12 protein-coding genes and 1 pseudogene are annotated in these 13,513 nt (G+C 62.4%); 5 read left to right on the top strand and 8 right to left on the bottom strand.

Going from position 1 to position 13,513, the window contains the following annotated elements:
- Positions 1 to 166 precede the first annotated feature (166 nt).
- Entirely contained in the window at positions 167 to 376 is a 210-nt protein-coding gene (locus CF68_RS39090; RefSeq protein ID WP_304413131.1) for a diguanylate cyclase domain-containing protein, read from the bottom strand.
- Here CF68_RS39090 and CF68_RS39085 point away from each other — a divergent pair.
- From CF68_RS39085 to CF68_RS35160, 3 genes are all read left to right on the top strand, one after another.
- Positions 293 to 553: a hypothetical protein gene (locus tag CF68_RS39085; protein WP_304413132.1), complete on the top strand. Its 261-nt coding sequence runs from the start codon at positions 293 to 295 to the stop codon at positions 551 to 553. The two genes, CF68_RS39090 and CF68_RS39085, sit on opposite strands and share 84 nt — an antisense overlap.
- Entirely contained in the window at positions 550 to 921 is a 372-nt protein-coding gene (locus CF68_RS35165; RefSeq protein ID WP_035828292.1) for a hypothetical protein, read from the top strand. The genes CF68_RS39085 and CF68_RS35165 overlap by 4 nt, the downstream gene beginning before the upstream one ends.
- Before the next feature lie 241 nt (positions 922 to 1,162).
- Complete coding sequence (locus CF68_RS35160; RefSeq protein WP_084187612.1) at positions 1,163 to 1,606, top strand: GNAT family N-acetyltransferase; 444 nt, start codon at positions 1,163 to 1,165, stop codon at positions 1,604 to 1,606.
- A 267-nt stretch (positions 1,607 to 1,873) separates the two neighbouring features.
- Here CF68_RS35160 and CF68_RS35155 read toward each other — a convergent pair whose 3' ends face one another.
- Entirely contained in the window at positions 1,874 to 2,869 is a 996-nt protein-coding gene (locus CF68_RS35155) for a 2-hydroxyacid dehydrogenase (protein WP_035828288.1), read from the bottom strand.
- Between the two features lie 52 nt (positions 2,870 to 2,921).
- Positions 2,922 to 4,514 carry an aspartate:alanine exchanger family transporter gene (locus CF68_RS35150; RefSeq protein WP_035828286.1) on the bottom strand — a complete coding sequence of 531 codons (1,593 nt, stop codon included), beginning with the start codon at positions 4,512 to 4,514 and terminating at the stop codon, positions 2,922 to 2,924.
- Positions 4,515 to 5,142: 628 nt separating this feature from the next.
- On the opposite strand from CF68_RS35150, the gene CF68_RS35145 reads away from it, so the two are divergent.
- Complete coding sequence (locus tag CF68_RS35145) at positions 5,143 to 6,684, top strand: deoxyribodipyrimidine photo-lyase (protein ID WP_051591835.1); 1,542 nt, start codon at positions 5,143 to 5,145, stop codon at positions 6,682 to 6,684.
- 91 nt (positions 6,685 to 6,775) lie between these two features.
- Here the strand turns inward: CF68_RS35145 and CF68_RS35140 are convergent.
- A pseudogene (locus CF68_RS35140) lies at positions 6,776 to 7,507 on the bottom strand (tyrosine-type recombinase/integrase); the annotation flags it as partial.
- Positions 7,508 to 7,524: 17 nt separating this feature from the next.
- On the opposite strand from CF68_RS35140, the gene CF68_RS35135 reads away from it, so the two are divergent.
- The gene (locus CF68_RS35135; RefSeq protein WP_084187611.1) at positions 7,525 to 7,923 is read left to right on the top strand and encodes a fatty acid desaturase; all 399 of its coding nucleotides are present in this window, start codon (positions 7,525 to 7,527) and stop codon (positions 7,921 to 7,923) included.
- Positions 7,924 to 8,037: 114 nt separating this feature from the next.
- Here CF68_RS35135 and CF68_RS35130 read toward each other — a convergent pair whose 3' ends face one another.
- From CF68_RS35130 to CF68_RS35115, 4 genes are all read right to left on the bottom strand, one after another.
- Positions 8,038 to 9,180 carry a porin gene (locus CF68_RS35130; protein ID WP_035828284.1) on the bottom strand — a complete coding sequence of 381 codons (1,143 nt, stop codon included), beginning with the start codon at positions 9,178 to 9,180 and terminating at the stop codon, positions 8,038 to 8,040.
- 311 nt (positions 9,181 to 9,491) lie between these two features.
- The gene (locus CF68_RS35125) at positions 9,492 to 11,138 is read right to left on the bottom strand and encodes an amidohydrolase family protein (RefSeq protein WP_235206002.1); all 1,647 of its coding nucleotides are present in this window, start codon (positions 11,136 to 11,138) and stop codon (positions 9,492 to 9,494) included.
- A 345-nt stretch (positions 11,139 to 11,483) separates the two neighbouring features.
- Complete coding sequence (locus CF68_RS35120) at positions 11,484 to 12,476, bottom strand: tripartite tricarboxylate transporter substrate binding protein (protein WP_035828281.1); 993 nt, start codon at positions 12,474 to 12,476, stop codon at positions 11,484 to 11,486.
- A 56-nt stretch (positions 12,477 to 12,532) separates the two neighbouring features.
- A complete protein-coding gene (locus tag CF68_RS35115; protein WP_035828279.1) occupies positions 12,533 to 13,465 on the bottom strand; it encodes a fumarylacetoacetate hydrolase family protein in 933 nt (310 codons plus the stop codon).
- Between the last annotated feature and the right edge of the window lie 48 nt (positions 13,466 to 13,513).

The following is a 13,513-nucleotide window of genomic DNA, read 5'->3' as shown; positions in this document are numbered from 1 at the left end:
GTTTGGCCCTTACACTCGAAGGACGCATAATGTATATTATGTTAAATGATGATTCGATCGTTAGCGATGGTCTGCGTGCACGCATCAAGCGCTGGACAAAGGCCTTGCGGGATCAAGGTCATGCGGTTTCCGCTGACGACGCCTAGCCCTGCTTTCCGCAAACGCCTCAACTCTCGCCGTGGCACTTTCGGCTTTGTCTTGCCTTCGTCCAGGGACCGGCCAGCGCCGGCTCGCCGGCCCGGCCCACGGTTTGTGCGAAACGAGCAAGTACGCGGTCACCCACCAGGTGTCCGTGCTGATCATTGATGCGCTTGAAGTGGTGGATATCCATCAGCAGCAACGACAGTGGCTGGTCGCTACTACGGTGGATATTCATCAGCGTCTGCCGGGCTTCCTCGCTGATCCCCCGGCGCAATCAGAATCGGCCATCTTCAGATGCCCACGATATCTGATGCGTTCGGGCTGCGGCTGGAGCGTGCGTGGGGTTGCCCAGCCCCCTATTTCGGAATATTTTTTTCTCCACAAAGACCCCATCGGGGAGACTCCCCTATGAGCGTATACGTCGCACGTGATCGAGCAAGCGCGCTTGAGCACATCAGTTCGCGCATAGATAGTACTGTCGATCTAGACTATGAAACCGCGTGGGAAGACGCGCTCGAACTCGGACGACTTGGGCAACAGCGCGGCATCGTCGTACAGTTCCGAACCATCGAACATGTCTGTGTGGAGTCTGCAGATGCGCTAGCCAGAGGGCTCCGCGGAGAAAAACTCACATTCCGACAGCGACACCTCTACTGCCGGTTCGACATGACGGCATTATCCGAGGACTGTCTGTGCGAACTCGAGGCACTCGCTATCGAGTACGGCGACTACATCCTGCCTGGTCACTTGCTGCAAGAAGCCACGCTCATCTGGAACTAGCCAGTTCATGCTGTCCCAACAGCGATACGTTGGGGGGCATCTGCATGTCGGGCCACCGGCTGACGCAGGCAAGGGACTTCGCGCTCGCATGCCATCGCAAAAGAACTCCGCTGAAGAGCAAGAATGTTGTCTGCCCGCCATGCCAGCCAGACTGCTTCCGGGAGATAGCAAATCTACTTAAGAAGAATCCCTACGGGCGGAAGCATCCCGGCAAAAGTAGGATGACGGGGACGAACTTTGCATGAAGGAATATGTCATGCGTCCCCGCTATGCGACTGAGAAGGATTGGCCTGAGGTTGAGGCCCTCCTGCGTGCTTCCTCACTTTGCGTCGAGGGGGTACGCGAACATATCACCCATTTCATCATGGTCCGCGACAATGCCGGGCTTCTCGGATGTGCCGGCGTGGAGCGCTATGGGGAAACAGGACTTCTTCGAGGACTGGCTGTTGCGCGGCGCGCAAGGTCTGTAGGTCTCGGCGAGCTTCTGCTTTCCGCAATCGTGGCAGACGCCCGGCTGCAAGGGGTCGCATCAATCGTGTTGCAGACCAAGACCGCATCCGGCTATTTCGCGCGCCTCGGCTTCGCGCCAATCAACCTTTCTGACCTGCCGCCTGCCGTAATGCACTCGCAGGAACTCAACCGTCCCCCAGCCGATGTCGGGACGCTGATGCAAATTGCCTTGTAGTAGCTCGCTCGCAAGTTCATTCGCCGGAGCGGGCAGCCAGGCGCATTGCGGAGCCACGGAGGACGGCTCGCAACGTTGAAGTCGATGCAAGAATTTCCACCACGCCAGGGTCATCGCGGCTTTGGCTTCCTTGACCTTGCTGCCCTATTCCCTTCGAGCGGCTTGAATTTCCCGCAATCTTCTTTATGCGCCCTTCTCCCGACCGTGGGCTTTTCGGGGAGCGGTTTAAGCCATTAGCGGGGCACGATTTGAGGCCGACAGCCGTGTTCAACCGGCACCGACTTCGTTCGTGAGCGGCTTGCCGCTTTCGAACTCCGTCACGCTGCGCAAGGTTGTTTCGCAAATGGTCGTCACGGCCTCGCGCGTGAGGAAGGCTTGGTGTCCGGTCACGATCACGTTAGGAAACGTGATTAGCTGCTGCAGCACGGAGTCGTCGACGATGGTGCCGGACAGGTCGCGGAAGAACAGGCCCGCCTCCTGCTCGTACACGTCGATCGCCAGCCCGCCGAGTTGCCCGCTCCGGAGCGCTTCGATGACTGCTTCCGTGTCGATCAGCCCGCCGCGGCTAGTGTTGATGAGCAAGGCCCCCGGCTTGGCGCGCGACAGCGTTTCGGCATTGATGATGTGATGGGTCTCGGGCGTGAGCGGGCAATGCAGCGAGATGCAGTCCGCGCTTGCGCCGATTTCTCCCTCGTCCGCGTAGCGTCCACCAAGGGCCTCGAATTCCGGGGACGGGTACTTGTCGTAGCCGATCACGTTGCAACCGAACCCGACCATGATTTTCGCAAACACGCGCCCAATCTTGCCGGTGCCGATCACGGCCACGGTCTTGCCGCACAGGTCGAAGCCCATCAGGCCTTCGAGCGAGAAGTTGAAGTCCCGCGTGCGGTTGTAGGCCCGGTGGATCTTGCGGTTGACCGCCATCAGCAGGGCCGCCGCGTGCTCGGCGACCGCGTTGGGCGAGTAGTCGACAACGCGCACTACCTTGATCCCGAGCGTCTGCGCGGCATTCAGGTCGACGTTGTTGAACCCCGTGCAGCGCAGCGCGACCAGCTTGGTGCCGCCGCGTCCGAGCGCTTCCAGCACGGTCGCATCGGCCCGGTCATTGACGAAGATGCACACTGCGCCGTGGCCCGCGGCGAGGCCCACCGTCTCACTGTCCAAGGGAACTTCGAAGTACTTGAGCTGATGGCCTTCGGCCGCATTCGCGGCATCGAGATGTTGACGATCGTAGGACTTTGCGCTGAAGACGGCGATTTCCATGATGTGTCTCCGCGGCGAATCGCATGGCGCGCTTCGCCCAGGTTGCGCTGCACTATCCGCCAGCCAGTGTGGCGGCGACCTGTACGAACAGGATTTTCACGATGGTCATTGACGGGAAGATCATCGAGTAGCCGAGGTCGGGCCGGTCGGTGGGCGCGACGCGGTTGGCAAAGGCAAGGATGGCGGGATTGCCGGTCGCGCCGCAGATCACACCTACCGCCAGGTCGAACGGCAGCCTGAAGACCCAGAGGCAGAAAATCGCAGTAATCAGCAGCAGGGCAAGCAGAATCACCACGCCATAGATCAGGAAGGACACCCCGGTCACGCCGATGGTGGCGAAGAACTTCGGCCCGGACGCAATGCCCACCTGTGCGAGGAAGATAGTCAGCCCGAAGTTGCGCAGGACCAGGTTGGCCGACAGCGGCATGGTCCAGACGAACGGCCCGAGACGGCGCACCCGGCCGAGCACGAGGGCGACCAGCAGCAGCGCGGCGAGCCCCAGCGCCAGCGTGCCGACGCCGGGAATCGGCACCGGGATCAGCCCCACCAGCAGCCCGAGGGCTGCGCCGATGCCGATCGAGATAAAGCTCAGTTCGGCGGTGCCCTTGATGGAGTCGCCGAACAGCACGCGAATCGCCTTCATGTCGGCGCGATTGACCAGCAGGCCGACGCGGTCACCGAACTCGAGGATGAGGTCGTCGCTGGGCATCAGGTCGGTATCGCCGCGCCGCACGTGGGCGATCGAGCAGACCATGCCTTCGGGAAAACGGATATCGCGCAGCGTGTGCCCGACCACGAGCCGGCTTGAGGCAAACACGCGCATATAGTCCAGGTCTTCGCGATGGCTCGTCATGCGGCCCGGCTGCAGTTCCCCGCACAGCGAGGTTGCTTCACGCAGCACGGCCGGGTCGGTGGCGATCGCGAGCAGCACGTCGTTGGCCTGCAGGACCAGGTCGTCGGCGGACGGTTGGTTGTGGTGGGCGCGACGCACGGCGGCAATGGCCACCCCGTCCGGCAGGCAGGTTACGAGCTCCGACAGCCGCGCGCCGATAAACGCCGCGTTTGACAGCACAATCTCGGCGGTCTCGATCAGCTTTGGCGGCGGCCGCACGATATTCGGCTTGAGCAGCGCAGTGAGGGCATACAGAAACAGGATCGGCCCTGCCACGCCGACCGGGTACGCGACGCTGTAGCCCACCGCGGCGCCGTCGCTCTTCATCGCCGCCATCGCGGCCTGCAGGCTTGCCGTGCTGGTGCCCGCGCCGGCGAACATGCCTAGCGACTCGTCTAGCTTCACGCCGACCAGCGGCACCAACGCAACCGCGACCAGTCCGGAGCCAACCACGCCAAGGACCGCGGCGGCGTTGGCCTTGATGCCATCGGGGCTGGTCAGACCCTTAAAAAACTGCTCCCCGTACTGGATCCCAATGCCATAGAGAAAGAGCAGCAGCCCAAGGGTGCCAAGGATGGCAGGCGGCGCGGACTTCGGCGCGAACCCGCCGATTGCCAGCCCCACGAACAGCACCGCGCCCGAACCGAGCGACACGCCCTTGATATTGATCTCGCCGATGACATAGCCCAGTGCAACCGTGAGAAACAGCGTGAGCAGGGGCTGGGTTTCGAGCAATGTCCGGACTGCATCCATGGCAGCTCCTTTCTGATGGGCAGGAGCAAGGGGGCAGCGATAAGCAACTGCGCAGGGTCACGCGCGCACTGCACGGACGAGGTTGACAGCCCTTATTCCGGGCATGCGTAATCGAGGGTGGCTTGTATGAATCCTATCATCGTGACAGGCACCGGCCGGCACGGCGGCAACCACCGGAACGCCCCTCGAAAATATACGATGCGCCGCACAAGTTCAAGAATTGAAGCGGCGCGCGGTCAAACAGGCGGTTGGCACCTCCAGGCACAAATCTTCTGCCAAGCCCTATCTCCACCTTACGGTAGCGCCGGCCTCACTTTCCCCCACATGCTGCGGCCAACCGCGCGCTAACCAATCGAGGCGATCATCGCGTCGGCGAGATCTTCGCAGCGCATCCAAAGCCGCCGGAAATCCACCAATCTGCTGGCATCCGGTATGTCGGGTGGGAACGGGCACGAATCCGTGCGGAATATGCAGGCTATCGCCGGTCAATCAACGTACGGCTCAGCTTCCAGGATCCATCAGAAGGCAGCCCGGTTTCTGGCGTCACGCTGATCCTGCCAAGCTGCGGTGCAGGCAATACCCGCAAATGGGGCTGTGCGACAACGCTACATGGGACTAAATTTCGGCAATGCCGAAACCCCTTTCTCCTGCTTCTGAAACAGCCGGCACCGGACGCCTGCCATACCGAATCGACCTGGAGTTCGCGCGTGGCCTAGTCTGGTTCCGGCGCGACCTGCGCGCCGACGACCATGCAGCGCTGCACTATGCCCTCAAGCACTGCCGCCAAGTGTGGTGCGTGTTTGTCTTCGATCGCGAAATCCTTGACCCGCTGATTGCACGCGGACGCAAGGTCGATCGACGTGTAGAGTTCATCCTGAGTTCGTTAGAGCCGTTACGCAGGACGCTGACCGACTCGGGCGGCGGCCTGATCGTGCTTGACGATATCGCGCGCGATGCCATTCCCAGGCTGGCGGCCGAACTCGATGCCGAAGCCGTCTTCACGAACCACGACTACGAACCTGCCGCGAAGCGGCGTGACACGGCCGTGCGTCAGGCACTGGCTTCCGACTCCCGGGTGCTGTTCACATTCAAGGACCAGGTTATCTTCGAGGCTGACGAGCTCTTGACCGGCCAAGGCCAGCCGTTCAGCGTCTTCACGCCGTACAAGAATGCGTGGTTACGCGCAGTGCAGCCGTTCGACCTTCGAACGTATCCAGTCGACAAGTATCTGGGCGCGCTGGCACCGGTGCCCCGCCAGTATCAAAAGGCTTCGCCGATGCTGCACGATCTCGGCTTCGCTGTCAGCAATCTTGCCGAGATTGCAATGCCCACCGGCAGTGATGGCGCCCATGCACTGTTCGATGAATTCATCGACCGCATCGGCGATTATGGCTACCGGCGAGATTTCCCCTCGCTGCGCGGCCCAAGCTACCTGTCGGTACACCTGCGTTTCGGCACGATCTCGATCCGCACGCTGGCGCGAGCCGCGCTTGACGCCGTACTGCGCGGCGGCAGCGAAAGCGCCGGCGCGGCCGTCTGGCTATCCGAACTGATCTGGCGCGACTTCTATTTCATGATCCCCCACCACCATCCCCGCGTGGCCGACGGCAAGTCTTTCCGCCCCGAATACGATGCGCTGCAGTGGGTCGACTCTGTCACGGGCGACAGGTACTTTCAGGCATGGTGCGACGCGCAAACCGGCTATCCGCTGGTCGACGCCGCGATGCTGCAGATCCGCCAGAGCGGCTACATGCATAATCGTCTACGGATGGTGACTGCGAGCTTTCTCGTCAAGGATCTCGGCGTCGACTGGCGACGCGGCGAGCAATATTTCGCCGACCAGCTCAATGATTTCGATTTCTCGGCCAACAACGGCGGGTGGCAGTGGGCTGCGTCAACGGGCTGCGATGCACAGCCGTACTTCCGTATCTTCAATCCGGTCAAGCAATCGGAGAGATTTGATCCACAGGGGCGATTTATCCGCAAGTACTTGCCGGTGCTGGCACAGATGCCGGACAAGTACATCCATGCGCCATGGACGGCGCCTGCGAATGTACTGGCTACAGCGGGGGTGAAGCTTGGGGAGAACTATCCACCCCCGATCGTGCAGCACGAAGTTGCGCGGAAAGAGACCCTTGAAAGGTATGCGGCGATAAAGAAATCGATATAGCCGTTGCAGACCGCGATTCCGGCTAATGGCGTTCGACCGGCTCGAGCGCCCTCCACTCCCCGGCTGTTCTCCGGGCCATCGCACCAAGCCACTAGGGCGCGGAAAACGCCGCGCCGATTTGCCGTGCCCGTTTCATCTCGTCGCCGTGCAGGTAGATCGAGGTGGTCGAGATCGAGGCGTGGCGCAGGTTGTCCCTCACTGTCGTCAATTCCGCGCCGCGCGCCAGTGCATGAGTCGCATGGGTGTGCCGCATCCAGTGCGGGCTCGCCTGCCGCAGCTTATCGGCGGCGCAAGGGTGATCCGCCTGGATCAAGTCCGCCGCTTGCCTGAAGAAGCGCCGCAACACGCCCCACAGGCGCGTGCCGGTGATGCCGCTGGCCGGATCCTGGCCAAGGCCGCCGATCAGCGGGGTATGCGGGTCCCATCGCGCCGGCGTGACTGGCAGGCCTCGCTCCACCAGATAGCTGTCGAGCGCCAGGCGCGCCAACGGTGGCAGTGCCACCTTGCCGGTCTTGGCTCCTTTGCCAACCAGCTTGAGCCAATGGTCGCCATGGGGATCGCTTTCAACGTCGCCGAGCCTCGCACCGACGAGTTCGCTGGCGCGCAGTCCGGTGGCGTAGCCGAAGTCCAGCACAAAGCGCAGGCGCTGGGCCGCCGGGCCGCCCCAGCCATAGGACCACTCGAGGCCGCCGGCAATGGTGCGGATCAGCAGCCATTCGCCTTCGGTGAACGCGTGCGAGCTGTCCAGCGCCGCCGACCGCCACCCTCCCCGCACCTTGATCCCGGCGAACGGATTGGCCAGCACATAGCGGTGGCTGGCAAGGCGCGGGCTATTTTGCCGTGAGCGCACTCCTTGGCAAGGCCCTGCTCGAGGTCGTGAACTATATGGAGCACTACGGCATGGTTCGCGATCCGGATACGCCGGTCCTGCCGCACCATTCATGGAATACCAACAAGCGTGTCAGCTCATGGGCCATGTTCAACCTGACCCGGCACTCGCATCATCATGCTCAGGGTGAGGTGCCCTTCCAGGACCTGCGGCCTTTTCCGGCGGCGCCGATGATGATCAACGGCTACCTGACAACGATGGTGATCGCGATGATTCCGCCGTTATGGCACAAGCTGATGACGCCGAAGGTGCTGGCCTGGGACCGCGACCATGCTTCGGCGCAGGAGCTTGAGCTGGCAAGGCAGGCGAATGCGCGCAGCGGTATCCCCGCCTTCACGAACGCCAGATAGGCCGAGGATACCTCCACATGCCCGCAGGCGGCTCGCAAGCATTGCGCGAAGAGGAGCTGGTCTGCACCTGCTTCACTTCGCGCGTCATCAGCGCACCGCGCCCTTCGGCAAAGGTCAGAACTTGTGTCGAAGGCCGACCGCCACGCCCGTCATGCTGTTCTTGCCTTGCCCAAGCGCATAGATGTTCGCGAAGCCGAGGGTGGCATTGTGAAGCGCCAGACCGGCGTTCTTGGCGTAGGCGGCGGTCAGGTAAATGTCAGTCCGCTTGGAAAGATTGTAGTCGGCCATGAAGGACACTTGCCAGGGATTTGCCGGATTGGTCGTCGGCGCTGTCGGCACCAGCTTCAGGGTCTTCATGTTCTGGTAGTAGTACGCCAGCGTCAGGGTCAGCGCCGGAAGGACTTCGTAGTTGCCGCCAATCCACCAGAAGTCATCGCGCAATGCCGTGGAATCGTCAGGGAACAGGTTCTTTTCCCAACGATAGCCGGCCATGACCACGCCTCGTTTGAAGCTGTACTTGACCGCGCTGGCAGCCTTGCGGAACTTCCCGGTGGCGCCGGTCGCGGCATTGATGGTCGGGTCATACTGGTCATAGGCAAGGCTGACACCGAAAGGCCCGCTGTCATAGGACAGGCCGGCACCGTAGCCGCTATCCCTGCGGAACTGGCCGGGCACCTCGCCCGCGCCGGCGGCACCATTGCCGAAGGTCCAGTGCGCCGCGGCGGTGAGGCCGCCGAATGTTCCCACATACTTGACGGTGTTGTCTGACCGGTAGTTCACGCCGGTCATCACATCAACGGGCTCATACTGATACGCGAATGCCGTCGGCGAGTAATTGCCAAGCGCGGTACTGAGCGCCGTCATCTGGCGGCCGAAGGTAATCGTGCCAAGCCCGCTTTTCAGGCCAACGAAGGCCTGGCGTCCGAACAAGCGGCCGCCTTGCTTGAGCTTGCCATCGTCCACGCCAAAGCCGTTCTCTAGCGAAAACACCGCCTGCATGCCTCCCCCCAGGTCCTCAGCCCCGCGCAGGCCCCAGCGCGCAGCGGACAGCGCGCCGCTGGAAAGCCCGATCTTGTTCTCCGCAGGACCGGCGTTGACTTGCCCGGTGGCGGGATTCACGGTCGTGGGGGTCTGCGAGATATTGCTGACGTATTCGATATTGGCGTCCAGCACGCCATACAAGGTGACGTTCGATTGCGAATACGCGGCGCCGGAAAACAGCGTCAGTGCCGCCAGCGAAGCCTGTGATCTCTTCATGTCCAATGCTCTCCACATGTAAGAATAATTTGCTTGCCGCCGGCCAACCGCCCTCGTACTTCCCGGCGACAGCTCCTCCAAGAACAAATTACCTGCTCAAAATCTGTAAGACGACAAAGGAAAGGCAGATCACTTCCATCTTTGGCACGCAAAGACGCGTGATCGGAATTCGATTTCTCCACGGCGCACGCGGCCGTCCCCATGGCAGGTTCGGCCTGGCCGAACCGCTACCATGGAAGCTGGATCAAGGATGACTGCGGGCCGGGCCTGTAGGGGTGTCCCGGCACCGGCCGCCAGAAAGTTGCGTGCGACTACGGCCGCAGCACGTACTCCGGCGCGGTCTTGTTCTGTCCGTGATACCCGTTCGACCCGAGGAAGTTCGGCCGGTAGGGATCGGACTGGCTGTTCAGGCCCTTGGGAATGGAGCCAACCAGCGCCGGGCCGTTGATGCGCGCCAGGATGCGGTCGCGGGCCTTGTTGATATCGCGCACCAGCTTGCCGACATCCCAGCCGACCAGCTTGCCGTTTCGGTACACGACCTTGCCGGCAATCAGCACGTCGCGGACGTTGCGCGATTCCATCAGGGTCACGATCGTCCCGGGCACGTTGTTCATTGGCGCGGTATTGATGGTGTTCGCGTCCAGGATGACAATGTCGGCTTCCTTGCCCGGCGTCAGTGTCCCAACCTTGTCCAGCAGCCCGGAACCGGCCGCGCCGGCGACCGTCATCATCTCGATGACTTGCCGCGATGTCACCAGCTGCGGCACCGAGAGCTGGTTCGGGTCACTGAGCAGATAGACCAGGTCATTGGCGAGGCCTCTCTGTAGTGTGTACGCGCTGCGCATCAGCGAAAACGGATTCGCCGTCATGTTCGCCTCGATATCCGGGCTCAGGCTGGGCAAGATGCCATAGTTCAGGCATAGCTGGAACGGCGGCATCCCGTGCCGCATCTGCATCTCGATCAGCGGCGAAATGGACGCATGCCCGCCCCTTTCGGACAAGATCTGCCAGGCCCGGGAGGTGACGTTGTTGACGCCGATCTGGGCCACGGGCTCGTCCTGCCAGAGGTTGCAGTGCACCAGCGTGACGTCAGACCAGTCGGTGCCGTTGCGCGAATCGGCTGCCATGTCCTCGACCATCTGGCCATGCGCGGCATGGTTGTTGATCAACGCCCCGAATTCGCGCGCCAGTTGCCACCCGGTATAGCTCTGCACCTGCTTCGTCCTGGGATCGACCACCGGCTTCCAGCTCGCCCATGCGCCCAGCGTAACCAGCTGGTCGCGCGAGCTGAAGTGCTTCTTGGCCAGCCGGCCAAGGCCGAACGACGTATCGCCGCTGCGGCCGGGCCATTCATAGGGCTGGTCCGGAAACTGCGCGGACCTGTCAGTCCCCGGTGAATAGGCAAAGACGGCGCGCTGCCCTGAATCCATCAGGCCCTGGATCATCGCGTCCGTATAGGCAGGCGTATGCGACGACTGCGAGGTGTCAGTGCTGGTCGTGATGCCCTGGGTGATCTGACTCAGGCTCGCAAGCAACTCCGCGAGATAGCAATCCTCGGGATCATAGGGCGGGCGCCCCAGATCCCATACGGGCGTCCCGCCGCCGGCGGGATTCGGGATGCGGCCTGGAGTCCAGATCTGCTGGACCACCGTGGTATAGGTCTCCAGCGGCCATGCCGCCTTTGGCTGCTCGGCGTCGGTGGGAATGTCCCGGATGTGCAGCACGTCGGTGGTCAGGCTCCGGAGCAGGCTTTCATACTGGTGATGATGGGTGCTGATGAATCCTGGCATGACAATGGTGCCGGAGCAGTCGATCGTTTGCGCCTCGGCCTTGAGGTTCGGGCCAACTGCGACGATCTTCTTTCCCGCGATCAGCACATCCGCCACTTCGAAGTCGCCTACCTTCTTGTCAAGCGTCAGTACGATCCCACCCTTCAGCAGAATCCTCCGTCCTGGCACGGTCGCCTCCGCCGCGCCGTAACGGCCATGAACCGGGGCCATGCCCCCCGGCTTCTGTGCAAGGCTGTTGCCAGCCACGGCGGCACCCGCCACGGCGCCTACACCGGCCAGGCCGCCTCGCAGAAAATCGCGCCTGGAAAAGCCGCCGCGATCGGCTGGTGCGGCCGGGCGTCCTGCGCCATCCCGCGCTTCTCGTTCATCAACATCGTTCTTGTCGTGGCCGTACACGTTATTCTCCCGCAATGGATTCACAATTCAGTACACGCGTTGCGATGCTGCCGCGGTCGCCCGCGGCAGCTCCCAGAATCCCTTGATCTGTGAGGCGAAGTGGCCCGCTGCCAACCGCTACTGCAGCGAAATGCCGGTGCGCTTGATCAGGTCCTGGTTGCGCTTCAGGTCATCGCGAATGAGCGAGGAGAATTCTTCCTGGGTGCGTTCCCGCGCCGGTTCAAAGCCCAGGGACTGGAGGCGCGCCCTCGCCTCGGGGTCAGCCAGTGCCTTGCTGATATCGGCGCGAATCTTGCGAACCACGCTCTCCGAGGTGCCGCGCGGCGCCACCAGAGCCGACCAGGTCTCGAACTCGTAGTCCGCCGGCCCACCGGATTCGCGGATGGTGGGAACCTCCGGGTGACTGGGCACGCGCGTGGGAGAAGTCGTGGCAAGCATGCGCAGGCGGCCGGACTTCACCAGCGGCTCGACAGATGCTGCCGACGCCAGCGTGAACACCACATCGCCATTGACAATCGAGGTATATGCCTGCGTGCCTTCGGTCGCATAGTGGACCGGGAGCATATCCGTGCCGGTCATGAATTCGAGCTTGGCGGTGGCAAAGTGCGAAGGGCTTCCGATGTAGCTGGTTGCGTAGGTCAGCTTGCCGGGTTTCTCCCTGGCCGCGGCAAGCAAGTCCCCCACGGTCTTGTACGGACTGTTTGTCGCCACGCAAATATAGAACGGCGCCCGGTAGAGCATGCCCAGCGGAATGAAGTCCTGCTGCGCGTCATAGTTGAGATTCGAATGCAGCACCGGATTGATGGTGAGATGGGAATGGCCGAGCAGCAGCAAAGTGTGCCCGCTGGCGTCGCCCTTCTTGGCAGCACCGATCGCCAGCGTGCCGTTCGCACCGGGGCGCGATTCGATCACGACCGGCTTCCCCTGCCAGCTCCGCTCGAGTTTTCCCGCGACAATGCGCAGCGCGACGTCCGGAGCCAGCCCTGGTGCGTACGGAGACAGCACCCGGACGACCCTGGATGGAAACTCTTCCGCTGCTACGCTGGATCCTGTTCCGCATAGCGCAATACCAGCCAGCGTGGACAGCATGATTGATTTGAGGCCCGACATGTGTGGTCTTCTCCTGCAATTGAGATGGCAAAGCGATCGGTGGAAACAGCGCAGGTTCAAACCATGCTGTGTTCAAACTCGCCAATGCCTTCAATTGACAGCCGCACGGTTTCGCCAGGGCGAAGGAAGCGCTTCTGCGGCGCGCCAGTGCCGGCCGGCGTGCCGGTCAGGATCATGTCGCCAGGCTGCAGCGTGACGCGCGACGACAACATCGAGATCTGCTCTGGAATGTCAAAGATCAGCTTGTCCGTGCTCGAGTCCTGCATCAGCTCGCCGGATACCCAGAGCTTGAGCGCAAGCCGATGCGGATCGGCGATCTGGCTCGCCGGCACCATCCAAGGCCCGATCGGGCATGAACCATCGAAGCTCTTGTGTCCAATCCAGTCCAGGTGAAACGGGCTTGTCGGCGGCATCTTGGCCCGTCGCATCGCGTCGCGTGCCGACAGGTCGTTGGCAATGGTGTATCCGGCAACATGCTCAAGCGCCTTCTCCACCGGGACGTCCTTGGCGGGCTTTCCAATCACTACGGCAAGCTCGATTTCCCAGTCGACGGTCTTGGAGTAGGCAGGCAGCGTGACGGCGGCGTTGGGGCCGACCACGGAACTGCGGCCCGTCTTGATAAAGTGCCACGGCGCTTCGCCAAGCTCCTTCATATCCGGGCTCGGCTCCAGGCCAAGCGCACGCGCCATCTCTTCGCGGTGATCGCTGTAGTTGGCGCCGGCACAGTAGATGGTGCCGGGGTGCAGCACCGGGGCGAGCAGGTGGCCTTGCGCAAGCGGCTGGCCGCCCGACCTTGCGGCCCCGGCCTCGATGCGGCGGGCAGCTTCCTCGAGCGCGCTCTCGGCCATGCTCCACTGCTCCAGGATGCCGAGCACGGTGCTCCACGAAGACACGGTGGTCTCGTGCGCCACGTCATAGATACGCTCGCCCACTAGGATGCCGGCACGCGGGCCTGTTGCTGAAATGAACGTCAATAAACGGTAATCCATGTTGTCTCCTTCCTTGTTTTCTGTCTTGTCGTGACTGCTTATCGGTTG

It is taken from the genome of Cupriavidus sp. SK-4, from assembly GCF_000611125.1.
In the GTDB taxonomy this organism is placed as follows: domain Bacteria; phylum Pseudomonadota; class Gammaproteobacteria; order Burkholderiales; family Burkholderiaceae; genus Cupriavidus; species Cupriavidus necator.
The sequence above is the reverse complement of the archived record's forward strand: the minus strand, read 5'-3'. Positions and strand labels throughout refer to the sequence as shown.